Origin of the sequence: Leifsonia sp. P73 (assembly GCF_051059105.1) — a bacterium.
Taxonomy (GTDB): domain Bacteria; phylum Actinomycetota; class Actinomycetes; order Actinomycetales; family Microbacteriaceae; genus Leifsonia.
This window is the reverse complement of the sequence record NZ_CP194931.1, coordinates 2,769,312-2,791,764: the sequence shown is the minus strand read 5'-3', so window position 1 is coordinate 2,791,764 and position 22,453 is coordinate 2,769,312. Positions and strand designations below refer to the sequence as shown.

The window sequence follows — 22,453 nt, the reverse complement described above, 5'->3', positions numbered from 1 at the left end:
AACTACTAACCTCCCGCACGACGCAGACCGCGTGAACAAGCGATCAAGTGCGAAGGAAACCGGCGCGCCTACGAGTCTCGGAAATAAATGCTGGGGCCCGCGTCAACACGACCGACCTTTAGCCCGCAAAGCTGTCCGATCGCATCCGCCTTCTTGACGGCCTCCAGACCGGATGGCAGACGTTGACCCCCTTATTCGGGGGTAAGAGCTGCCTTGGACCAAAGCGCTAAGAACCAATCAGGGCGACCGAACTCGAAAAAGTGACGCCGACACCAAAGGAGATGACCTGCCGACCGAATATCAGAAGACCGAGGACGGTGTGAGACGCCTGACCGAGGCGCAGCTACGGGTAACGCAGAGGAACGGGACGGAGCCGCCATACCGGAACGCGTACTGGGACAATGATGAAGCGGGCATCTACGTCGACGTCGTCTCCGGGCAGCCCCTGTTCTCCTCGCTGGACAAGTATGACTCTGGGACGGGATGGCCGAGCTTCAGCCGGCCGATTTCTCCTGATGCGGTGCGGAACGAGGTGGAGAACTCAGCCTGGTTCACCCGTATCGAGGTGCGATCGACCGGTGCCGACAGCCATCTCGGGCATCTCTTCGATGACGGCCCGGAATCGGTCGGCGGTCTCCGATACTGCATGAACTCAGCAGCCCTTCGCTTCATCCCCGTGGATCAACTCGAAGAGCAGGGTTACGGTCGATTCCTGCCGATGTTCACGACGGAAGAGGCTCGACCAGGCGAAAACGCACAGCTTGCCGAACCAACGTCCTGAACGTACATGCGGACAGGAACCCCGCCGCAGAGAGAAATTGAGCAGTTGCAGGTCATCCGCGTGTCGATGGGATCGACGGACTCAAGCCATTGCGTACCACCGAAGCCGGACATTGAGCGGCGTATTATTCCTCGCCCTGCGGACGTCCACACCGATGAGGCTCATGCCGACAGCCTCCAGAAAGAACGGCTTGGTTTGCGGTAAGTTTCAGCGCCGCGTAGACGCGTATGGACGTGTGTCCCTGCTGTGGGAAGGCACATCAACCCTGTCGCCACCGGACGCAGACCGGACTGGCATCAACCGAACCGAACTTTTGGAGTAAATGCCATGTCCGCACGTACAGCCCTAATCACCGGCGGCACCAGCGGAATCGGAAAAGCGTCCGCTCTCGCCCTGCATGAGCGGGGCTACCGGGTTGCCGTCACAGGTCAACGGGATGAGAGCATCGCCCGAGCCCGCCAGGAGCTGCCTGGAGACATCCTGATCCTGCAGGCAAACGCGCGATCGCTGCCCGAGATCGACGAAGCGATCGAGGAGGTCGGAGCGGAGTTCGGGCACCTGACGACCCTGTTCCTGAACGCTGGCACCAACCGGCCGATGCGCCTCGACACCTGGGACGAGGTCGCGTACGACGAGGTCTTCGACGTGAACACGAAAGGCGTCTTCTACACCCTAGTGAAGGCGCTGCCTCTGCTGACCGACGGAGCATCAGTCATCGTCACCGTAGGCATCGGCGCAACCCGAAGCCTGACCGGAAACGTCATCGCAGCGGGCTCGCACGCTGCGATCCTCGGGATGATTCCGACGCTTGCGCTCGAGCTCGCACCGAGGCGCATCCGGATCAACGCGGTCAGCCCTGGGATGACTGACACCCCTATGACCCGCTCCGGGGTCGGTCAAGCGTTCGACGATGTCGAAGGCGCGTTGGCAGCAATGGCCGGCAGTAACCCATTCGGCCGACTCGGTCGGCCGGAAGATGTCGCCGGAACCGTCGCCTACCTCGCGTCCGACGACGCCGCTTATGTCACCGGACAGGAGATCGTTGTATCGGGAGGGGCCGGGCTTGCCATCTGAGCACCCAAGCTCGCGGCTGGACAATGAGCAAATCGGATCATGATATTTTCGCGCCGTGGCTGTGAACCCTACGGCCGGTTCTATCGTGCGTCCAGATGGGCAAAACGTTGTCCCGGCGCAGGGGGAGTCGCCCGGTCATGCCCGTGGGATGTCACGACCGGTCGGTCGATATTCTTCGAGCACGATACGGTCGTCGAGCACTAGGGTACGGATGAGCTCAAGGTCGACACTTGGCACACCTTCGAACGCGGATTGCCGCCCACTGGGGCCGGCAATGAGCGGGAAGCGCATAAGACGAAGCACATCGACCAGGCCCGCCTCGAGTAATTGGCCTGCCAGGGACATGCTGCCCCAGGTGCGAAGTCGGCGCTGTCCTGCGTTCTTCAGGTCGCGTATTTCCGTTGCGAGATCGCGACCAATGCGCGTGTTCGGCCAGACAACGGACTGGAGGGTCCGGGAGAAGACGACCTTGTCCTGACGCATCAGCGGTTCCCGGTCAGCGCTCCACGCCGCGGGCGGCAGAGCCAGGAAGGCCTCATATGTGCGCCTGCCCATGATGACCGTCTCCGGGACGCGCCTCTCCGCGGTGGTCCACCGCGCGAGATCATCTCCGAAATACCCGAAGAATCCAGGAAGCCGGTCACCGCCCGCCCAACCATCCACAGACACAAACACATCAACGACCAGCTCCGCAGACATCTCATCCCTCCCGAGTTCATACGCACGATAGCGGTTGCATGAGCTACACGTGGCGCGCTGCGGGCCGGGTCCTCGCACACTTGGGCGTCACTAATTTCGCTCATTCCCGCGTCGGCGGCCACCAATCGTGATGACGCCAATCGCGCCTCAACGCCCCTCTTAATCGAGGGAATTCACCGTGGCTTGGTAAGAGCCGGCTCGCCGCATAGCGCAAGCATTCGACAGAAAGGACCCGCCATCATGACGGATGTCGAAACGATAAGGACCACTTCCAACTCTGAAATCGGCCATCGCGTCGCCGAGCTACTGACTCCGGTGGTGCACGATCTGACCGCGCTGCTGGTCAACGGGAAGCAGGCCCATTGGCATGTCCGGGGCACGAACTTCATTGCGGTTCACGAACTACTGGACACGGTCGCGGACCACGCCCGGGACTGGGCTGACCTTGCCGCAGAGCGGGTCGTCGCGTTCCGGATACCGGTGGACGCGCGGCTGCGGGTCGTTGCCGCGAACGCAAGCGCCCCTGAACCGCCTGCCGGTTTCCTGCAGGCGGGCGACACCATCCACGCGGTTATCGCCAGTGTCGACGCTGCCCTCCACAGCGTGAACCGGGCCGTGAAGGGCCTCGCTACGATCGACCCCATCAGCCAGGACGTCGCCATCGAAATCGGGGCGGGGTTGGACAAAGACCGATGGTTTTTGTTCTCACACATCAGCCAGTAGGGACCATTGATGCGAGTACGTAGTTGGCGCACCCGCTAGCGGGTTGTACGCAGTTCGTCGCAGAGAAGTTGCGCACAGGAATCCGATCCGGACATGCGGCCTCGACTCCACTGGAGTTATCCGGGGGCGCACCGAGCAGAATCCACGGTGAACGGTCGACCGCCCGGCGGCAGCGCAAGAAGGAGAACATGAGCTACATCGCGATTTTGATGGACGGCAGCCGCCCCCACAAGGAGGTGCGCATCCTCGACGATGTCTCCACCCCGGCTCAAACGCTGCGTCTCCCTGCCCAGCTGGACGGTGTCGCTAAGGTCGCCGTATACGGCCTGGCCGGCAACTGCGACTTCCCCTACGCCGAATATGTACTGCAACGCTACGACGACCCGCAGCTGACCGCTGACGCGCCGTAAGCGCGTCAGGGCGGCGGATCCGACGGATGGCTAGGCGATCATGTCACCCGTAAGATCCGACGGCTAGTCATCGCCAACTGGCGGGTGAGTTCGTCGGAGGCATCGCTCTGGCCGCTCCCAGGTCGCAGTCAGGTGCCCGGCGAGGTCAGAGTGAAGCACCGAGCCGGCGTACTAAGGTTCCTCCCGCTTCTCCGACGAGCGATACGCGACCACCCGCTGGAGCGCGTTCCGCTGGGTCCGCGCCGCTACGAGGTCGCGGAGACGGGCGACCGGGCGACGGTGAAGTCGGGCGACCAGGTGGATTCATCCGTCGCGCCACCGGCGCGTTAGGACTATTTCGTCCTTTTAAAGTACTATGAGTATGCCCCTTCGGATCGAAGTGTCGGACGCTTCGCCGGGTGGATGCGCCTTGCCGAATCCACCTCGCCGATCGGCAGCGGGTGAAGGGAGACCCCACGGGCTCTCTTCACCCGTCACACTCGCCGTCGTCGCGCAAACGGCCGGCGATGCCTCCGTCGCGAACGCTGCGTGCGTTTCAACAAGCGTGGCACGCTGCTCGGCACTCTCCATGGCAGACTCGGCCACGAGAACTCGCTACGTGCGCGTGAAGCCTCGAGCAGGCTCGTAGCTCACCGGTTCATGCGGTCTTAGTCCTGCCCGGGCGGTGGTCCGATCTGAAGGTTACGATCGAGCGTCGCTTCGAGAAGACCGGCGACGTCGTCCGCGCAAGAATTGCATGCCGCGAGATGAGCGGCGACACCCGGATAGCGTTCGTCGGGGTCAACACCAGAGACGCGCATGTCCACGTAGGAGTGCATTACGGCAATGACCTCATCACACCCGACATCGCTGGGGTCGGCGGCAAGAAACCGCTCGATCCACTCCCAAGCGCCGCTCACGCTGTCTCTACCCCTACCTGCTCCCGCTCAGCGCGGGCTTGCCCCGCGTCACGTTCGAGATAACCATTAGCTGTCAGGTGGGCGCGAATTTTACGGCGGGCATCGAAAACAGTTTTGTAAAGAGCGCCCGGCGTTGACCCCGATCGTGCAGCCATTGCATCGATGGAGACACCGTTCACGACGATGGAGACGAAGAGGTTTCGTTGATGCTCGGTGAGTGTCTCGACTGCGCGCTGGATCGCCCGTATCAGATCCTGCTGTTGCGCTGCCACAAGGGGATCGGCGCCGTATTTGGCGGGTAGTCGATCCCAATCGTCTGAGTCAAGCGCGATTGTTGGGCGACGCCAATAGTGGCGACCCAATTTGTGTGACACCTCCAGCACGACAAATCGGTAGGCCCACGTAGTAAACCGACTTTCGCCGCGGAACGTGTCTAGCTTGCTAAGCAGAGCGATCATCGCGTCATTGGCCGCTTGATGAGCCATGTCGTCGAGCTCGGGGCCGGTTATCCCGGCAGCCGGCCCGCGCCGGTAGGCCTCTTTCATGCCGACCTTGAGCAGAAGCTCGTGAAGACGCACCTGAGCGGAGTTACATTCGGCGCCTCGGGCACTCAGAGCGGTCAGCCATGACGATGATTCAGTATCCATGTCGGCCGAACCCCATTCAATCTAACGGAACGATTTAGTCCACAGTAAGCCGGAAAACTCGCACATGGCAACGAAGGATCCATCAAGGATTTCCGGTAAAGCAGGGGTAGACCGTCGATCCGACACTTCGTGCAATAGGACGCTTGCGTCCCGGATTCCGCTGAGCCATTGGTTTGTCGCCGAGGCCGGCCGTCGTTCACGTCGCCTCGTTCACTCAAAACTGGAAGCAGAAAAAAATGGGTCGCGAATCACACGTAATCTCCGCACCGCGGCAGTTGAATGCGCCCCAATCGAATCTCACGTTGGCCGTAAGAGTCGCCGACACTGCGTGCGCCAATTCTTTGACCAGCAGAAAGGTGGGACCGATAGATGTCAGATGCCCTTGGCAGCGAATATGACGACCTGAGCGATGGCCTCGAGCTTCTTTCCACTGAGGAGAGCCTCGATGGTGACGAGCTCGGCGACGACGTAGATGAGCTCTCTTACTCCCCGCTCGACTACCGTCCTGCGGACCTGTCTTGGGGCTTCACCCCGCTCGAAGCTCGGACTCATGAACCACTCTCCGCTCGTCTGGCGCGGGAGGTTCCCGAGGACCTTGGGGAGGAGTTCGCCGACGTCCTGGGCGACACGTTCGACGTGGACGGAGAACCGATCGACGGCGAGGTCGGAACGTCGCGGGCGGGACGCATCGTCTTCGCCGAACCCGACAGCAGCGAGTCCGAGTCCGAGTTCTGGGGCCGCGATGTCGGCATTGACGACGGTGCCTCATCTTCGGAAGAAGCTGCGATTCACATCATTGAACGGGAAGATCTGTACTGACGGCCACCTGAGACCTCGCAGTCGGAGAGAACGGCTGGTGAAAGAACAGGAGAAGGGTCACGATACCGAGTCACGCAGCGGATCACCCTCCCCGACTGCCGAGGCGGGCAAATCGACCTCTTCGCTGCTGCATCAAGCGACCGCCCGGCTGTTCGTAATGACTGATGGACGCGCGATCTATCACGAGACCGCACCGATGAAGACCTGGTCGGTCCCGTGTGCGGTCCGGCGCATCAGCATCTTCGATGCCTTGGAAGTTTCGGGGGTTCCGGCCAGGAACGGCGACGGCGACGGGCTGGTCGCCAGACCAGCCCGTCTGGTTCCGCCGCGAGCTTGAGTGTGGACCCCATGCAGCGCGGACAAATCGTTGACCAACGCCGCATTTCAGCGGACCCCTAACGAGCTCCTAGCGACGGGGCCGGCCCATGCGGTAATCAGGACGCGGCCAACAGCTGCGGCAGATCGATCGTGTGAGCGGTGTGGTCACGCTTCGCCTGAAGGTATCGGAGGTTGTAAGCCGTCGCGAAAACCCCGGTCGGCACCTGCTCGGTCACCTCGATTCCGAGTGCAGCGAGCTGGTGAGTCTTGTCGGGATTGTTGGTGAGGAGCCTTATCCGATCGGCGCCGAAGGCGTGAAGTATCTGGGCCGCAGCGGCATAGTCACGCTCGTCCTCCTTGCGGCCGAGAGCCGTGTTCGCAGTGTAGGTGTCCAACCCTTGGTCTTGCAGTGCGTACGCGTCGAGCTTCTCGTAGAGGCCGATGCCTCGCCCCTCCTGGCGAAGATAGAGAAGGAAACCGCCAGCGTCAGTGATCCGTTCGACGGCTTCTCTGAGCTGCGGCCCGCAGTCGCAACGCTGCGAGCCCAGGACGTCTCCGGTCAAGCACTCACTGTGAAGCCGAACCAGCGGATCCGAGCCTGCGTTCTCCCAATCTCCCAATCCGAGCAACAGATGCTCCCGGCTGTCGACAAGACCATTGAACGTGAATACATCGGCCGCTGTGCGGTAACCATCACCGTAGGCCAGAGGGATTCGTACCCGGGTGCGAATCGTCGCGGGCTCGCCTGCAAAGGATGCAGTCGCAGGAAAATCGTGGACCACAAAAACCCCCGTTCTGTTCTGTATAGGTAACTTGAGACAGCGGACGCTATTCCAACACGGGGACTATTCCGTCCCTTTTGTTTCGCCGCCTGCTGGCCTGGCGGTCCTAACCCTCGCCGGACGCAGCGGTCACGAACCAAACGACGAGCAACGCCGTCTACTACTTGGCTGAAGCCAGTTAGGTCACGGGTCTCTAGGCCGTCGCCGGTCGATGCCCCTTGGGGAGGCTTTCGACGACCAACCGGTACGAGTCTGTGACGAGGTCGCCGACGAACTCGGCATCGACGGTGCCACCTGGGTAGACGGTGATCCAGTGCACCTTGTTCATGTGGTAGCCGGGGGTGATGTCTGAGTGCGCCTCACGCAACGCCAGTGCATCCGCCGGGTCCGCTTTGAGGATGACGACGGGTTCGCCTGGCATGGAGGTTTGGAGCATGAAGACTCTGCCGGACACCTTCCACACCTCCCAGTCGCCGGTCTTCTGGAGTGAGCGCTCTGCGCCTGGAAGTTCGGTGGCGCGGGCGCCCGCCCACTGCTGGACGGTGGTGTTCTGAATCATTTTCTTCTCCTGTTTCTCCGCGAACGTTGTTGGCGGCCGGCGCATTCACACGCGTCGGCCGCCTTTGCGGTCAGGTCACATGAAGGTGAAGAGCTTGTCGCGGTCGAAGCGGGAGATCGGGGTAGCGTACGCCTTCGCCGGGTCCGGGTAGCCGAGAGCGAGGAGGACCGTGGTGGTGTATCCGGTGTCTTCGAGGCCGAAGGCCTTGTCGACGGTGGCGCGGTCGAAGCCCTCAAGCGGCGTAGCGTCTATGCCGAGCTCAGCGGCTGCCATCATCGTCATGCCGAGCGCCATGTATGTCTGCTTCTCCATCCAGTGGTCCAAGTCGTCATAGGTGGACTCGCGGATGTTGAGGAAGTCGCGCGTCATCGACTCCCACAGGTCGTGTGTGGCCTCTTTCGCGAAACGGCCGTCCGCGCGCTCCTTGGCGAAGATGGCGTCGAGGTGGTCATCCGGGACGTCGGTGCGCGTAGTGAGGATGACAACGTGCGAAGCATTCATCACCTTCTCGGCGTTGTCCTGGAAGCGCTCCCCCAGGTTGTCCGCGAGCTTGCGCTTCCCCTCTTCGGTGGACAGCACGTAGAAGTGGTTCGGCTGGATGTTCACCGACGACGGGGTGGAGCGAAGGAAGCTGAGCAGTTGCTCGAGCGTCTCCTCGGGGATGGTCTTGCTGCCATCGAAGTACCGGGTCAGGTGCCTGCTCATCAGCTTTTGGAGGTCCATCTTGTTTCTGCTTTCTTGTTTCTTGGTGGCTTGGTTCTTGGGTTTGGGGCCCGCACCTGATGGGTCAGTGAGGATCGCGGTGTAGGAGGGTGTCGATGCGGCCGAAATCCATCCCGGTGGTCGCCGATTGCAGGTCGCCCCTGACTAGCGCCGCTACTGCTTCCTCGGCTGCTCCCATCGCGTGGATGTAGAGGGCCGGCCCGAGGCTGATGCGCTTTACTCCGAGATCGAGCAGTTCGTCCACGGACAGGACGCTGTCAGCGGGCGAGATCAGAACGTTGACCGGTGTCGGCGAGACGGCACTGATAATCGCTAGGAGCGCATCCGCGTCGGGTGGGTAAGGCGCGAAGACCACGTCGGCGCCGACTTCCGCGAAAGCGGTGAGCCGTCGAATGGTGTCATCAAGGTCCGGGCGCCCCTGCAAATAGTTGTCGGTGCGCCCCGTGACGACGATCCGTCCCCGCGAGGCTTTGACGGCCGCGCGCACACGAGCTACCGCGTCGTCGAAGAGGCGGATCGGGTTATCCGGATCAGCGGAGGTGTCCTCCACACCGATGCCCGCCAGCCCGTGATCGATTGCGGCGTTCACGGTGGTGGCGACGTCGTCGGCGGTTTCCCCGTAGCCGTCTTCGAAGTCACCGTTCACGGGCAACCCGGTGAGACGAGCGAGCATGGCTGCATGCATGAGGTGCTCGTCGCGGCTGACCTGGTGTCGGCCATCAGCGCGGCCGAGCGAAGCGGCGAGCGCGTATGAGGAAGTGGCGATCGCCTCGAAACCAGCGTCGGCGAGCAGCTGCGCGGAGAGCCCATCCCATGCGTTCGGCATGACGATGCCCCGTTCCCGGTGGTGCAGCGCTAGAAACCTCTCGTACAGTTCGGAGCCGGCCATCTCAGGCGGCCTTCGTGCTGGGTGCGGGAACGTCGACGGCGGTCTTGTTGAGGTTGTTGAGGTAGTTGGTGAGGAGGAACACCACCGTGACGGTCACGATGGCGAGGATCTCCGAGTCCGTGTAGCCGGCGCCTCTTATCGCGGCGAGGTCAGCGTCACCGACCTGTCCGCGGGTTTCGGCGACGCGCTGCACAAAGCGCGCCACGGCCGCCCTGCGCGGGTCGGTGGAGCTCCCGTTGAGCGCCAGCTCGATGTCGTCAGACGACATCCCGCCAAGTTCGGACGACACGTAGGTATGCAACGCCTGGCAGTACCCGCACCCGTTTGCACGGGAGACCGCCAACGCGATCGTGTGCCGTGTCTTCGCATCGAGGAGTTTGGCGATGCTGCGCTGAAGGGTCGCCACGATCTCGAGCACCACCGGGTTGGCTGCGATCGTGTTGAACATTCCCGGCGCGAACCCAAACTGCTTCTGGATCGCGTCGAGGATTCCCTTTGCTCCCTCGGGGATCTGCTCGGGCTCAGGTGGGGTCAGTCTTGACATGGATGGGCGCTCCTCGCGTCTTATTCGCGGACTATTTCGTCCACTTTGAGAGTGTGGCGCATAAGAAATGGGTTGTCAAGCCCATTTTGGTGGTAGGGTGACCGGCATGATGAGCAAGCTGGAATCCCGGAAAGCACCGAAGCTCACAATGAAGGGGCAAGCGACGCGGTCACGGATACTCCGGCACGCCGCAGACCTCATCTACGCCCATGGGGTTCAGGCCACCAACAACGACGCAATCCGCAGCGCAGCCGGCGTCAGCGGGTCGCAGCTCGCGCACTACTTCCCCACGAAACTGGAGGTTGTCCTGGGCGTCGTCGATTGGCAAGCGGCCGACGTTCTCTCGTTTCATCGAAGCGAACAATTCGGTGGCTTCGATACCATCCAAGCGTTTCAAGACTGGGCCGACTTTTACGTCCTCACCGGACGGCCGTTCCAAAATGGCTGCAGTCTCGGGTCTCTCGCTGGTGAACTCGTCAAAGGCGATCTCGAAGTTCACGATGCCCTCGCCGGCGCATTCGCAAAGTGGAGGAGCATCTTCACGCAGGGCATTCAGCGAATGCGCGAACTGGGACGCATCAAGTCGTCGGCCGACCCCGCACGGCTCGCCAACATGTTTCTCGCCGCCTACCAGGGCGGGATACTCCTTGCTCAGGTAGCTCAAGACATTGCGCCGCTCCGCGATGCGCTCTACAGCGCCGTAGACCATTTGCGGACGTATCAAGTCAGCGCTGATCGCATCGAGGGCAGCGAACTAAGCAAGGAGAACTTCACCTAATTGGGGCCGAACCATGCGTCGAAACAGTGATCTTCATGCGAAGTGGACGTGCGCACATGAGTAGTGGATACTGGACGAAGTAGACCTTTTTGCGCAACCTCCGCAGCACTCGGGAGAGACCATGCCGGAATCCATCTTCGAAACAGACGACGCCACCCTCAGGTTCAAAGAACGCGAGTGGCAAATCAAACGAACCGCGAACTACGAATGGACGATCTCCAGCGCAGAGGGAGACAGCGTCGGGATCCTACGATGCGTGACACCGCTCGGCAACGAGGGCAACTCCGTTTTTGATCTCGAGCTCGCGGACACCCCTGAAGTCAAAGAGACCGAAGGCTCCGACTGGCTCTCCATGATCGAGTATGCGGCCAACGAATACCTCGATAAAAAGGCGCCCGACTCCGCCGGGTACGTCGAGTAGCAGAGGCGAGAATCGAGTCGGCCGCGCCTCAGACGCGATCGGACGGCTTCTCACCCGAACAGCAGCCCCGGCTCGAGCCGATGGGACGCAAGGCGCGGCAGCGCGTGTTTGAACCCGACCCTTTAGGTCTAGTTGCAGGAGGCGGAGTGTCAAAACAGGTCCTGAACTCGAAGGGTTCAAATTCCGGCGCATCGACATCACTTGAACCTGTCAAGACTGCTGAACAGTCCAACCGCCGCAGCGCAGACGGGTCGGCACCACACCCGGTCGTACTGGTGCTTATGGGGGTGTCCGGCTCTGGCAAAACTACGGTGGCGGAGCTCTTGGCGCTGCGCCTCGGGTGGTCCTTCCAGGAAGGCGACGCGCTCCACCCGCGGGAGAACATCCTCAAGATGAGCTCCGGCCACCCGCTTAATGATCAAGACCGTGCACCGTGGCTGAAAAAGGTAGCCGATTGGGTGGGGGCGCAACTCGATACGGGGCAAAACGGAATTATCACCTGTTCCTGCCTGAAACGGGCATACCGGGATCTTGTCAATCGGCGAGGTTCCGGTCTCGTATTCGTCTACCTCGCGGGAAGTCCCGCGACGATCGCCCAACGCCTCCGAGCCCGCAAGGGGCACTTTATGCCGCCTGCTCTTCTCACCAGCCAATTTGCCGACTTGGAAGAACCGACGGCCGACGAGCCCGCCATCCGAGTCGACGTCGGGCAGTCGTCTGACCTGATCGCTCAACAAATTGTCGAACGGCTCCGGCTGATCGACGAGAACCAAGGGGGATAACCCATGACAGTGCCCATGATCCAACACAGCCTGACCGGCCACCGTCTGGCGACGGTATCTGCGGCCACGACCGATCCTGCACATCAGGCGTGGACAAGCCACGACACACTCGTATTGATTGTTGCGGCTATCGGCATCGCGATCGTCGTCACCCTCATCGTGTGGCTCAAAATGCACGCATTTCTAGCGCTGACCATAGGTGCTTTATTCGTTGGAGTCGGATCGGGTATTCCCCTGTCCAAGGTCACACTCTCCTACGAGACCGGAGTCGGTGGCGTCCTCGGTTACGTCGGTGTGCTGATCGCTCTCGGCGCGATGCTTGGGAAGCTTCTGGCGGATTCAGGGGGCGCCGACAAGGTCGTCGACACCCTCCTTCGAGGACGGGCCGCGACGCTCCCGTGGAAGATGGCATTGATTGCCGGCATCATCGGAATTCCGATGTTCTTCGAGATCGGGCTCGTCTTGCTGATCCCGGTTGTCATGCTGGCGGTGTACCGCTCCAAGACCCCCGCCATGCGGCTCGGGATACCCGCTCTCGCGGGTCTGTCTGTCCTTCACGGGTTCCTGCCGCCGCACCCCGGCCCCCTGGCCGCCATCGGGATCCTGCATGCGAACGTGGGAATCACACTCGCGTTCGGACTCATCGTCGCAATCCCGATCGTCGTCGTCGCGGGTCCCCTCTTCGGTAAGCTCGCTGCACGAATGGTGCCGATCGGGGCCGCGGGCGCGGGACTAGCGGTTGCCGGCATCACCGCTCAGTCTCCGTCGAACTCCAGCGGCGACGCGAAGACACAGGACCCGGACGCAACCCGCAGCCCGAGCTTCGCATGGACTCTCATCACGCTGCTAACCCCTTTGGCGCTCATGCTGATCAAAGCCGGGGCCGACCTGTGGGTCCCCGCAAATGCGCCCCTCCGGCCCGTCCTCGATTTCCTCGGCGACCCTGTCATCGCCCTTCTGATCGCCGTGCTGCTTGCCATGATCACGTTCGGAACAGCTGTCGGGTTCAGTGCGACAGTACTCGCCAAGAAAGTCGGCCAGAGTCTGTTGCCGATCGTCGGAGTGATGCTCATCGTCGGTGCCGGCGGAGGGTTCAAGCAGATGCTGGTAGACGGCGGAGCAGGCGCCGCGATCGCGAAAGTTGCCCTCGCCCTCGGCCTATCCATTCTGCTGCTGGGATGGCTGGTCGCCGTTCTGATCCGCCTCGCCACCGGATCCGCGACCGTCGCGACGGTCACCTCCGCCGGAATCATTGCACCGCTCGCCCACGGGCTCTCCCCCGCGCAGCTCGCGCTCGTTGTCCTCGCCGTCGGCGCCGGTTCGCTGTTCTTCTCCCATGTCAACGACGCGGGTTTCTGGCTCGTCAAGGAGTACTTCGGCTTGACGGTCGGTCAGACGGTGAAGACATGGTCAGTGGTGGAAACAATCATTTCGGTGATGGGACTGCTGCTGACAGCCCTGCTTTCCTTGCTCGTATGACCTGAGGTTGCTGATGTTGGAGGCATCGCCGGTAGGCGGCGCCTCCAACCATCAAGAACAACCGATGAAGGAGTAACCCTGTCCAGAATTTTTCTCGCCGGAGCCTCCGGAGTTATCGGCAGGAGCCTGACACCTCTACTCGCGCATGCGGGTCACACCGTCGGAGGGATGACACGCAGTCACACCAAGACGGCGGAGTTACAAGCGCTTGGCGCTGAGCCGATCGTCGTCGATGTCTTCAACAAACTCGAGCTCCTGGCTGCAGTCGACCGATTCCAGCCTGACATCATCATTAACGAGTTGACCGATCTTCCCGATGACCCATCACGTCTGACCGAACACGCCTCTCTGAACGCTCGGATCCGCGCCGAAGGGAACGACACCCTTATAGCCGCCGCCCGCAGAGCCGGCGTCGACCGGTTCCTCGCACAAAGCGTTGCATGGGAATTCCCCGCGGGATCCAACCGGTACGGCGTCACCGTCCTCGAACGCACAGTCCTGGAGTTCGGCGGCGTTGTCCTCCGGTACGGACGGCTGTACGGGCCAGGAACTTTCTACGAGAACGCGCTGCCGCACGAACCGAGAGTAAGTGTCCAACGAGCCGCCGAACGAACCGCGGAACTGCTCGAACACCCAACCGGGGCTATCCTCATCACCGACTGACGCCCCCGAGCGCGACGCCCGGTGGAGGCATACAGAAGGCGGTTGGTGCGCCGACGCTACCTGGAATCGCCGGACTTCAGCAGTCTGGAGTTGAGCCCGACACGGAAAGCGACATCGTCGACGCCGCACTCGAACTCGTCGCTTCGGCCCTGACGTCGATGCGAATTCTCGGCGGGGAGCAAATTACCTGCTTTGTCTTCGGTGACGGGATTATTGGTTGTGCCTCTACCCGACCACCACCGGGACTAATCGTGTCCGGCTTCCGCGCGGTTTACCCGCCGCCCGTATGTGGCACGCGAGCGCCGCTCACTGGAACTCGCCTACTTCACCTCCATCTGAGCTCCCTGCTGCGCAGCAACGAATCGGCAGTCCTGGGATGACGACCAAAAGAGAGGCCCTCGGCGCCAGTGGCGCCAAGGGCCGTCGTCGTTCCGATCATCGGGTGTGGAACCTTCGATCTACTCCTCCGGTAGCTGCGCCGCGACCACCTCAAGCGCAACAAGGAACTCGGCATGCTCCAGCTCCGACACAACAGCCACAGCGGATGCGGGCCGGTGAGAGATGTAGCGCGTCCGGACAGCGAGAGCCGGCCCAATATCGGACTCCTTCGTCAGCCAGTGACGCACGGACACGATGTCCGCAACGGTCGCGCCGGCCGCTCCGAGAATCTTGGTGACGTTCTCCCACGCCTGCTCCGTCTGACGGGTAATGTCAGCGGAGATCTCGCCGTCACTGTCGATCCCTGGCGTCGCCGAGACCAGGATCTGCTGGTATCCGGCGGGGATCACAACGGCGTCAGCATAGTGGCCGATCCGAGTAGCGATCCCCTGGTCGATCGTCTGAAGACTCACGTAATGCTCCTAATCTTTCTGGGTAGCGGTGACGGGGGCTAACAGCCCTTGCCTTTTAGCTGCGTAACGTGCCTGAACCATACGGCCTGTCCGACAATTCGATGACGAGCCGTCACGCGCTCGAGGTCTTTCGTCACTCGATGACCGTGCTGTCTACTCGATGGGGACACGGCAGAGCAAGAAGAGCTGCTGCGAGTTAACCGACTCCGCTGCGCCGATCCAGCCAGTCGGTGAAATGCGACCAGTAGAGCCTTGCGTCGGCTGAGGGCAGCAAATCGTGGGGTTGCGGGCGTGAGCCGAAGTATTCAGATTGTGCATCGGCTTGCACTTCTCGTGGGTCGTGCGACCAACGCAAGTCCAGCGAAACCAAGTCGCCAAGACGAAATTGGTCGGGGCCCGCGACTTCGATCATCCCCAGCAGCGGAGCGCCTGCTGCTACGTCGGCGACGGCGGCCGCCGCGTCCGCCGCGGCGATCGGCTGGACAAGAGCCTCGGCGACCCGTGTGACCTGGGCTTGCGTGGCGGAGTCAGCTACGGCGCGCACGAACTCGAAAAATTGTGTGGAGCGAACGATCGAATATGGCACCCCGGACTCGACAACTAGCCGTTCTTGCGCACCCTTGGCCTGAAAATACAGACCGCCAGCTCTGGCGAGTCTCTCGGTACCGACCACGGAAAGGACGACATGATGCCGAATCCCAGAAGTTGCGCCGAGGGTCAAAAGGTTCAGCGTCTCAGTCTCGAAGAAATCTAGAGCGCCCGCGTAATCCGTGTAGAGGGAGTTGGACGCGTCCACCACAACGTGCGCACCTTCCAGCGCTTCTTGTAGGCCCTGTCCGGTGTACAGATTGACGCCGGTCCGACGAGACGCTGAGACGACGTCATGCCCGGCCGCCCTCAGCTTCTCGGCGACCTTCGCGCCGACAAGTCCCGTACCTCCGGCGACAACGACTTTCATCACGCGCTCCCTTGCCATTGCGTACCGGGTCACGGGGCAGCACTACGGCAAAATCACCGTGGCGTGCCTACTCTTGGTACTCTCCGGCTCTGAACAACGCCGTGTCAAGGTCGGCGTCGGCCGACCGAGAGCGGCGAATCGACCGCCTGGCCGCCCCAAAGCTACTGACACTTGCGAGGCGCGGAGTACGACTCGAGCTCAGCGGTGCGTTCCCGGTGCACCAATTCCGTGAGCACGCGTCAGAGATGAGTGACAATCACGAACCCGAGTGCCCGGGCGGCCACAATCTCACTACCGGTCACGAGTTCGACCGTAATGGGGCCAGCGTACGGAGGTAGGCGATTGAGGTGTCTACCGCTATCCGCACCGGGCTTGAGTCGCGTCGCGTCTGGCTCAGAAGCAACCCACCTTGTACGCCGGCCAGAACGCTGAGGGCGAGAGCGTCCACGTCGACCTCAGGCTTGAGGACGCCACGGTCGCGCATGTTGTTCAGCCCGTCTCGCAGCATCCGCTCCCATTCGTCAAACGAGTTCGCGAGTGCGCCTCGTGCGATCGGGTCGGATTCAGCGAGGCCGCCCGCAAGGGAGCCGAGAGGGCAGCCACCCACACAGTTCTGCGCCTCGAGGGTCGACACAATCAGGTCTCGCCATTCCACCAACGCCTCGAAGCTGTCCAACCGATCTAGCACGTGGCGATGAACGCCCAGCACGGCTTCAGTCTGATGGTCGATCACAGCCAGTATTAGAGCGCTCTTGTCGGTGAAGTAGTGATACAGCTGAGAGGCGCTCACGTGCGCCTCCGCTTGGATCTCTTCAAGAGTCGCGCTTTCGACGCCGTTCTCGAGAATGAGCTTTGACGCTGCGTCCACGATCCTCTGGCGGGTTGCGCGCCCCTTTGCCGTGAACGTTCGAGTGGCGCTGTCGGTTCCGGCGGTAAGTGTCACAAGAGGAGGCTACCAGTTTTGTAGTTGACACTCCATTTTTCGGAGGCAACGATTGGTGCAATCACTCCAATTCAGAGAACGGGCATAAATGGAAATGGACTTCATCGGCAAGACGGCTCTCGTGACGGGCTCCACGAGCGGAATCGGACGGGCCACCGCCCTGAAGCTCGCTGAGCGAGGCGCACACGTCATCGTCAGCGGTCGTGACGCTGAACGAGGCCGGGCCACCGTGGACGCGATTCATCAGGCCGGCGGCGCGGCGGATTTCATTCCCGCGAACCTGAACGACGCTGAGGATGTGCGCGAACTCGCTCGACGCGCTCTCGCGATTTCGGGCGGCCGTGTCGACATTCTGGTGAACAACGCCGGGATCTTCCCCTTCGGGCCCACCCCGGAGGTGAGCGATGAGCAGTTGGAGGCTGTTGCGGCTGTCAATGTGAACGCGCCGTTCATCCTCGTGGCCGAGCTCGCCCCCGCGATGGTCGCCGGAAACGGTGGCGCCGTCGTGAACGTCACGACGATGGTCGCGAATTTCGGCATGGCCGGTATGGCACTGTACGGGTCGAGCAAGGCCGCCCTGCAGTTGCTGACCAAGGCCTGGGCTGCCGAGTTCGGTCCGCACAACGTGCGCGTCAACGCGGTCAGCCCGGGACCAACGCGCACCGAGGGCACGGCCGGGATGGGTGAGGGCCTCGACCAATTGGCTTCGACCACGCCGGCCGGACGTCCAGGCAGCGCGGAAGACGTCGCCGATGCGATCGTCTTCCTCGCATCGGACGCTGCTCACCACGTACACGGCGCAGTCCTACCGGTCGACGGCGGCCGGATCGCCGTCTGACGCGGGCCGCTCGGAGTTCCCGGGGCGAACGAGGCACGTCCTCGACGCGCGACGGGGACTTAGAGAACTGCCGATGGCGGCCGGGCAGCCTGTCCGAACATCGTCACAGCGGGTCTCGCCGGCAAGGGCGGGACCCGCTTGCGTCACCTGAGGTCGGGAACGGGCAGGCTGGGCGCTAGCGGGACCGTTGTCCTCCGGATTTGCGGCAACCGGCTCAGCGACACGAACGGCACACAGGCTGCCTCGGCGGTCAAAGCCGCGAGACGGCCGATCGGGGTGTGCGGATCGGCCGCGACTGCCCACCCGTCAGCCACATAGCGGCTTACTGTATCTACACATTCCTTCTTCTCTTCCGCAGTCGGGGTCACCGACCCGACCACTCCGATCAGCCCGCCCTGCAGTTCCGGACCCATGTTGCTCGCATCGATGACGAATACCCGCATCCCACTCACTCCTCTGTCGATCGTTCTTGTTTGCCTTCCGGCTGATAGATCGAGAGCGAGTGGGAGGGGCGCAGTGCCGAGACCGTGGAATACCGGACCGAGCTTGCGAGGGAGGATATGCCGCGAAAGCCCGGCACGGAGAACCGGGAACGAGCTACGATCGGCCGACGGAAAGACAAACAGAACCAAGAAGGCAGCGCCGCCGTGGGCGGCTCCGCGAACGCCGCCAAGGGACGCCCGTCAGGGCTTCCAGCCGATCTCCGACGCCTGCGACCGGCTTATCTCCTGCGAGATCGGCTGGCGCGACCGGATTCGGCCAGGCAGCATTGAACGCGGGAACTCCAGTGCGCTGCCGGTAGCGGCGAGGCCTACCCGCAGCTGTTCGCCGGCGCCGCCCGGAGGAAGCCGTCGACGGAACGCCGGTCGTTGAGCGCCTACAGCACGGCATCTCTTACCGATTTCGCTTCAGAAGCTTACGCACGCCCGCCCCTCCGACCGATGAACCCGACACCTTGACTTCTCCTTGTGCACAAGGAAGGTGCTCCGCACCTGCGCTCCCGCCTTTCGCAAATAGCGGCTGTCGGAACCCCCGCCCTCCGGGACGGCCGCACGACGGCGCGCAGCGCCGAAATCTCTAATGGTCATGGCCGGTCCGAGACCGGCTGTCAGGCTAGTGCCGAACCTTCCGGCGTGACTCACCGAAATCTTGTCCCGCAGTGCGGTGGCTTGTTGCCGACTCGTCCGCCCGAAGGCGGCGCCGGCCTGACCGTTCCGATGGCTTGATAGAAGGTTGTCCGCGCTTGCGCGTGACTCGTTAGAGATCTGCCTCGCAACGAACCCCTCGCCGGCAAGTCAGAACGCGACATAAGGAGCAGGACGCCGTTGACCATCGTTGCCGATGAATACCAGTACGTCGTTGGCGTGGACACCCACGCCAAGACCCACACCTACGCCATCGTCGAGACCATCACTGGCCGGCTCATCTCAGTCGAGACGTTTCCGACCACCGCGGCCGGTCTCAGCCGAGCGCTCTCCTGGATCCGCCGCCGGACAGACGGGGCCGTGCTAGCTGCCGTTGAGGGGACAAACTCTTACGGGTCGGAACTCATTCGCGCACTCGACGCGATCGGACTCCCCGTCACCGAGGCACGTCCGCCTCTGCGCGCTTCGCGCGCAGGGCGAGGAAAATCCGACCCGATCGACGCAGAAGCTGCAGCTCGCAGTGTCACCCACCACCCAATCGACACACTCCGTGTGCCCCGCTCGGGCAAGAGGCGCTCAGCAGTTCGCATCCTGCTGACCACTCGCCGGTCTATGGAGACCCAAAGGACAGCAGACCGCAACGCGCTGATCGCACTCTTGCGAATTGTCGAGCTCGGGCTCGCGACCCGCCGGTCGCTCTCCGCAGCGAACCTCGCCAAGGTCGCAGCCTGGCGAGGCCACTCCACCGACGACGTCGAGCAAGCCACCGCTCGAGCCGAAGCCTCACGACTTGCTCGCAGTGTGCTGACGCTCAACGAACGGCTTAATGAGAACGCGGCCGAACTCCGCAGCCACGTCGAGCAGATCGCTCCACAGCTCCTCGTCGTCCAGGGCATCGGGCCGATCACCGCAGCCGTGTTCATAACTGCCTTCTCGCACGTCGGCCGCGTCCGAAGTGAAGCCGCGTTTGCCGCTCTCGGCGGAGCATCACCCATCCCGGCCTCCAGTGGCAACACCGTCCGACATCGCCTCAACCGCCACGGCGATCGACGACTCAATGCGGCCCTCGACACGGTCGCCCGCGTCCGAATGATGAGTCACCCAGAAACCATGGCCTACCGCGAACGACGCCTCGCCGAAGGTCGAACTGGACGAGAGATCAAACGCAGCCTAAAACGCTACATCGCCAGACAGATCTACCGGCTCCTCACCGCTTCGACGCAACCGCAAACCGTCTAAACCTAGGTTGGTCCTAGGGAACCGTGCGCGGCCTCTTTGCGCGCGCCAGGAAATACTGTGGACGGTCAAAGCCCTTCGATTAGTTGCCCGCCGACACCTCTATCTCAACATCTGCGCCGGCCGCGGTCGGGGTTATCAAGATGGTGGTGAGCCCCAGGTCCCACCTCGAGGAATTGATTTTGTTCGTGTATCCGAGTGCGCGAAAGCGGTCGGCAAGGCGGTTCGGAACCTCCGCTCCAGTGACCGTTAGGTCTGCCTGCATGGATTGACCGCCGGTACTAACGTCCAATCTGACTGTGTTGTCGAACTCCCTGTGCAGCTGTACCTGGCCGATGTCCTTAAGCTGCAATTGGGATTCGACAACGTGGAGTGAATTCTTCTGGGTCCGTGTCAGAGCGGAAGCGAGCACCTGGTTGTAAGCGGTCACGCCCACGGACACCGGGGTCAGAATCAACAGCAAAAGACCCAATACCCATATGGTCGCGATCAGGCCCGCTCGACCGCGCGGACGCTGCAACGCGGGGACGGAGTCTTTGACTTCGCTCATGTTGGACAATGCTATGAGTGACGATGCCGCTGCCGACAACACCCCATTTCGGGCCGTTGGCGGCAGCGCGCTCCTCCCCTCTGCTCCTCCACTGGCGCCCGTAAACCAACGCCGACTCTTTCTGATCGGGACGCCTGAGACGTGCTGTTTCCTTAGGTTTTCTTTCCGATCCGGCAGCCGACCATAGCGAACTCCACCAGCTCCGCTCCCTCCGATCGCTTTTTGCAGACTTCACTCGCTGCGCTCCCTGCGCTTAGCAACCACTCCCTACGGGCACTGCGCTGCCTCCGCCCGCTCTCGATCTTTGTGCCGGAACGGCAAGAAAAACGATCAGGTGCAGCAAGGCACAAACGCCCCACCTGGTCATGCCAGCCAGGCAGACCAATTGACACCGGCCCATAGAAGGGTCGGCGAAAGAACGATGAGGGAGGTAAGGATCATGGGCGGCAAGATCATCACCCGGACCGCGGAGGAACGACAGGCAGAGGCGGAGGCACTGCATGCGTCGATCGTGGAGCAGGTCCAGCAACTCGCCGACAGCGGACAGTGGCGGGCGTTCCTGGAGTTCGCCCGCTCCTTCCACAACTACAGCCTGAACAACCTGCTCCTGATCCTGGCCCAGAACCCAGACGCGACCATGGTCGCCGGGTTCCGGCAGTGGCAGACCAAGGGGCGACAGGTACGCAAAGGTGAAAAGTCGATCGAGATCTTCGGGTACCGGGAGAAGAGGGGCGAGCCGGATGGCGAGACTGACGAGGCGCGAGCGAGTGATGAGCGTGTGGTGCGCTACTTCCCCACGTTGTCCGTTTTCGATATCTCGCAGACCGATCCGATCGAAGGTGCCGTGCCATTGCCGGAGGATCCGACCCGACGGCTAACCGGTGACGACGATCACGGTGTCATTGCTTCCCTCACCGCTCACCTTGAGTCCAACGGTTGGAGACTTCACCGCACGTCGCTCACCAACGCCAACGGGTACACCGATCCCGAATCGCATCGCATTACCCTCGCTGAGAATCTCGCGACAGAGCAGACCGCGAAGACACTTATTCACGAAGTCGCGCACATCGAGTTGCGCCACATCGACGACCTCGACGAGTACCGAACTCATCGCGGCCGTATGGAGGTCGAAGCCGAGTCAGTCGCCTTCATAGTCGCCGGCTTGAGCGGATTCGATACCAGCGCGTACAGCATCGGCTACATCACCGGGTGGGCGGGCGAGAACACGACAATCATCCGAGACACGGCGACGCGAGTCCTGCGCACCGCTCATACACTCGCCTCAATCATCTCTCCGGCAGACTGATCGGCCCTCCAGAGCCCCGATTCCGCAGCGGCTGGATCGGGGCTCTGGCATGTCTCGCACCCTCAACTGGGGCTGCATGGACTGGATCTCGCACCCGTAGCTTCGCTCATATGGCGAAACGACGAGCTGGCGGCGGCGACCTGGTGAAGTTGTGGTTGGTCACGGCTTTCGTCATCGGCTGCTGTCTTTGGGTGCTCTCTCAATCCACTGTCGAATGTCAGATCGAGGCCGGCACGCTGAACTCGGGGCGCTGTATCGCAACGTCTATTGCTCACGGACTCGCGCCATACGTACCGTGGGTAATCGTCGGCCTGGGCGGACTCACGCTGATCGCGACGCTGCGCTTCCTTCTTCGGCGTCGGTAGCCGGCCCGATCGCGGGACACGGTTGTTCCGAATCGAATAAAGGTCTGAGCGAACCAACGCAGAAGAGACACAGCAACCCGAGGAAGAACCGCACCAAGGACGAAGGTCAGGAAGCCCGGCGAATCAAGAAGAGCAAGAGCGTAAGACCAAAAGAGCTAATGCACGTAGGCACTCTTCGAGATGTGCGCGCCAAATGCGTGCCGGAAGGCGCGCGCAACCGGAAGTTCTAAGTGTGAGAGGTGGAGTGGCGCGTTGGAAGCGCGGGCAGGGG

At 62.2% G+C, this 22,453-nt stretch carries 28 protein-coding genes; 15 read left to right on the top strand and 13 right to left on the bottom strand.

Annotated elements, in window-relative coordinates; translation table 11 throughout:
* Positions 1-286: 286 nt before the first annotated feature.
* Both msrB and ACQ86L_RS14415 read left to right on the top strand, forming a co-directional pair.
* The gene (gene msrB / locus ACQ86L_RS14420; RefSeq protein WP_434318900.1) at positions 287-781 is read left to right on the top strand and encodes a peptide-methionine (R)-S-oxide reductase MsrB; all 495 of its coding nucleotides are present in this window, start codon (positions 287-289) and stop codon (positions 779-781) included.
* 327 nt (positions 782-1,108) lie between these two features.
* Positions 1,109-1,855, top strand: coding sequence for an SDR family NAD(P)-dependent oxidoreductase (locus ACQ86L_RS14415; protein ID WP_434316022.1), 747 nt, complete (start codon positions 1,109-1,111; stop codon positions 1,853-1,855).
* A 135-nt stretch (positions 1,856-1,990) separates the two neighbouring features.
* Here ACQ86L_RS14415 and ACQ86L_RS14410 read toward each other — a convergent pair whose 3' ends face one another.
* Complete coding sequence (locus ACQ86L_RS14410; protein WP_434316021.1) at positions 1,991-2,554, bottom strand: dihydrofolate reductase family protein; 564 nt, start codon at positions 2,552-2,554, stop codon at positions 1,991-1,993.
* Between the two features lie 240 nt (positions 2,555-2,794).
* Between ACQ86L_RS14410 and ACQ86L_RS14405 the strand changes: the two genes are divergently transcribed.
* Positions 2,795-3,277, top strand: a complete 483-nt coding sequence (locus ACQ86L_RS14405; protein ID WP_434316020.1) for a Dps family protein — start codon at positions 2,795-2,797, stop codon at positions 3,275-3,277.
* Positions 3,278-3,465: 188 nt separating this feature from the next.
* Complete coding sequence (locus tag ACQ86L_RS14400) at positions 3,466-3,687, top strand: hypothetical protein (RefSeq protein ID WP_434316019.1); 222 nt, start codon at positions 3,466-3,468, stop codon at positions 3,685-3,687.
* Between the two features lie 647 nt (positions 3,688-4,334).
* On the opposite strand, the gene ACQ86L_RS14395 is transcribed toward ACQ86L_RS14400, so the two are convergent.
* Positions 4,335-4,586: a hypothetical protein gene (locus ACQ86L_RS14395; RefSeq protein ID WP_434316018.1), complete on the bottom strand. Its 252-nt coding sequence runs from the start codon at positions 4,584-4,586 to the stop codon at positions 4,335-4,337.
* Entirely contained in the window at positions 4,583-5,233 is a 651-nt protein-coding gene (locus ACQ86L_RS14390) for an RNA polymerase sigma factor (RefSeq protein ID WP_434316017.1), read from the bottom strand. Before ACQ86L_RS14390 ends, ACQ86L_RS14395 begins: the two co-directional genes overlap by 4 nt.
* 369 nt (positions 5,234-5,602) lie before the next feature.
* Between ACQ86L_RS14390 and ACQ86L_RS14385 the strand changes: the two genes are divergently transcribed.
* Positions 5,603-6,052 (top strand): DUF5709 domain-containing protein, encoded by a 450-nt coding sequence (locus ACQ86L_RS14385; RefSeq protein ID WP_434316016.1) that lies wholly within the window; start codon positions 5,603-5,605, stop codon positions 6,050-6,052.
* A 37-nt stretch (positions 6,053-6,089) separates the two neighbouring features.
* A complete protein-coding gene (locus ACQ86L_RS14380; RefSeq protein WP_434316015.1) occupies positions 6,090-6,389 on the top strand; it encodes a hypothetical protein in 300 nt (99 codons plus the stop codon).
* Positions 6,390-6,486: 97 nt separating this feature from the next.
* Here ACQ86L_RS14380 and ACQ86L_RS14375 read toward each other — a convergent pair whose 3' ends face one another.
* From ACQ86L_RS14375 to ACQ86L_RS14355, 5 genes are all read right to left on the bottom strand, one after another.
* Entirely contained in the window at positions 6,487-7,152 is a 666-nt protein-coding gene (locus tag ACQ86L_RS14375) for a GTP cyclohydrolase II (protein ID WP_434316014.1), read from the bottom strand.
* A gap of 193 nt (positions 7,153-7,345) precedes the next feature.
* Positions 7,346-7,711 carry an MmcQ/YjbR family DNA-binding protein gene (locus tag ACQ86L_RS14370; RefSeq protein ID WP_434316013.1) on the bottom strand — a complete coding sequence of 122 codons (366 nt, stop codon included), beginning with the start codon at positions 7,709-7,711 and terminating at the stop codon, positions 7,346-7,348.
* Between the two features lie 75 nt (positions 7,712-7,786).
* The gene (locus ACQ86L_RS14365) at positions 7,787-8,434 is read right to left on the bottom strand and encodes a nitroreductase family protein (protein ID WP_434316012.1); all 648 of its coding nucleotides are present in this window, start codon (positions 8,432-8,434) and stop codon (positions 7,787-7,789) included.
* A 64-nt stretch (positions 8,435-8,498) separates the two neighbouring features.
* Entirely contained in the window at positions 8,499-9,323 is an 825-nt protein-coding gene (locus ACQ86L_RS14360; protein WP_434316011.1) for an isocitrate lyase/PEP mutase family protein, read from the bottom strand.
* A 1-nt stretch (position 9,324) separates the two neighbouring features.
* Positions 9,325-9,867 carry a peroxidase-related enzyme gene (locus ACQ86L_RS14355; protein ID WP_434316010.1) on the bottom strand — a complete coding sequence of 181 codons (543 nt, stop codon included), beginning with the start codon at positions 9,865-9,867 and terminating at the stop codon, positions 9,325-9,327.
* Positions 9,868-9,973: 106 nt separating this feature from the next.
* On the opposite strand from ACQ86L_RS14355, the gene ACQ86L_RS14350 reads away from it, so the two are divergent.
* The 5 genes from ACQ86L_RS14350 (at position 9,974) to ACQ86L_RS14330 (ending at position 13,990) form a co-directional block, all read left to right on the top strand.
* Positions 9,974-10,645 (top strand): TetR/AcrR family transcriptional regulator, encoded by a 672-nt coding sequence (locus tag ACQ86L_RS14350; protein ID WP_434316009.1) that lies wholly within the window; start codon positions 9,974-9,976, stop codon positions 10,643-10,645.
* A gap of 121 nt (positions 10,646-10,766) precedes the next feature.
* Positions 10,767-11,066, top strand: coding sequence for a hypothetical protein (locus ACQ86L_RS14345; RefSeq protein ID WP_434316008.1), 300 nt, complete (start codon positions 10,767-10,769; stop codon positions 11,064-11,066).
* A gap of 146 nt (positions 11,067-11,212) precedes the next feature.
* On the top strand, positions 11,213-11,848 hold the full coding sequence (locus tag ACQ86L_RS14340; protein ID WP_434316007.1) for a gluconokinase: 636 nt from the start codon (positions 11,213-11,215) through the stop codon (positions 11,846-11,848).
* Positions 11,849-11,851: 3 nt separating this feature from the next.
* Positions 11,852-13,327, top strand: coding sequence for a gluconate:H+ symporter (locus ACQ86L_RS14335; protein WP_434316006.1), 1,476 nt, complete (start codon positions 11,852-11,854; stop codon positions 13,325-13,327).
* A gap of 24 nt (positions 13,328-13,351) precedes the next feature.
* Positions 13,352-13,990: an NAD-dependent epimerase/dehydratase family protein gene (locus ACQ86L_RS14330; protein WP_434318899.1), complete on the top strand. Its 639-nt coding sequence runs from the start codon at positions 13,352-13,354 to the stop codon at positions 13,988-13,990.
* 458 nt (positions 13,991-14,448) lie between these two features.
* Here ACQ86L_RS14330 and ACQ86L_RS14325 read toward each other — a convergent pair whose 3' ends face one another.
* The 3 genes from ACQ86L_RS14325 to ACQ86L_RS14315 form a co-directional block, all read right to left on the bottom strand.
* Positions 14,449-14,841 carry a RidA family protein gene (locus ACQ86L_RS14325; RefSeq protein WP_434316005.1) on the bottom strand — a complete coding sequence of 131 codons (393 nt, stop codon included), beginning with the start codon at positions 14,839-14,841 and terminating at the stop codon, positions 14,449-14,451.
* A 196-nt stretch (positions 14,842-15,037) separates the two neighbouring features.
* Complete coding sequence (locus tag ACQ86L_RS14320) at positions 15,038-15,799, bottom strand: SDR family oxidoreductase (RefSeq protein WP_434316004.1); 762 nt, start codon at positions 15,797-15,799, stop codon at positions 15,038-15,040.
* 298 nt (positions 15,800-16,097) lie between these two features.
* Positions 16,098-16,742, bottom strand: a complete 645-nt coding sequence (locus ACQ86L_RS14315; RefSeq protein ID WP_434316003.1) for a TetR/AcrR family transcriptional regulator — start codon at positions 16,740-16,742, stop codon at positions 16,098-16,100.
* An 88-nt stretch (positions 16,743-16,830) separates the two neighbouring features.
* Between ACQ86L_RS14315 and ACQ86L_RS14310 the strand changes: the two genes are divergently transcribed.
* Entirely contained in the window at positions 16,831-17,580 is a 750-nt protein-coding gene (locus ACQ86L_RS14310) for an SDR family NAD(P)-dependent oxidoreductase (RefSeq protein ID WP_434316002.1), read from the top strand.
* Between the two features lie 143 nt (positions 17,581-17,723).
* Here ACQ86L_RS14310 and ACQ86L_RS14305 read toward each other — a convergent pair whose 3' ends face one another.
* A complete protein-coding gene (locus ACQ86L_RS14305) occupies positions 17,724-18,023 on the bottom strand; it encodes a hypothetical protein (protein ID WP_434316001.1) in 300 nt (99 codons plus the stop codon).
* An 882-nt stretch (positions 18,024-18,905) separates the two neighbouring features.
* On the opposite strand from ACQ86L_RS14305, the gene ACQ86L_RS14300 reads away from it, so the two are divergent.
* A complete protein-coding gene (locus ACQ86L_RS14300) occupies positions 18,906-19,964 on the top strand; it encodes an IS110 family transposase (RefSeq protein WP_434316000.1) in 1,059 nt (352 codons plus the stop codon).
* Positions 19,965-20,043: 79 nt separating this feature from the next.
* On the opposite strand, the gene ACQ86L_RS14295 is transcribed toward ACQ86L_RS14300, so the two are convergent.
* Positions 20,044-20,511 carry a hypothetical protein gene (locus tag ACQ86L_RS14295; protein ID WP_434315999.1) on the bottom strand — a complete coding sequence of 156 codons (468 nt, stop codon included), beginning with the start codon at positions 20,509-20,511 and terminating at the stop codon, positions 20,044-20,046.
* 439 nt (positions 20,512-20,950) lie between these two features.
* Between ACQ86L_RS14295 and ACQ86L_RS14290 the strand changes: the two genes are divergently transcribed.
* Both ACQ86L_RS14290 and ACQ86L_RS14285 read left to right on the top strand, forming a co-directional pair.
* Positions 20,951-21,817 (top strand): ArdC-like ssDNA-binding domain-containing protein, encoded by an 867-nt coding sequence (locus ACQ86L_RS14290; protein ID WP_434315998.1) that lies wholly within the window; start codon positions 20,951-20,953, stop codon positions 21,815-21,817.
* Positions 21,818-21,927: 110 nt separating this feature from the next.
* Positions 21,928-22,182 carry a hypothetical protein gene (locus ACQ86L_RS14285; RefSeq protein WP_434315997.1) on the top strand — a complete coding sequence of 85 codons (255 nt, stop codon included), beginning with the start codon at positions 21,928-21,930 and terminating at the stop codon, positions 22,180-22,182.
* Positions 22,183-22,453 lie beyond the last annotated feature (271 nt).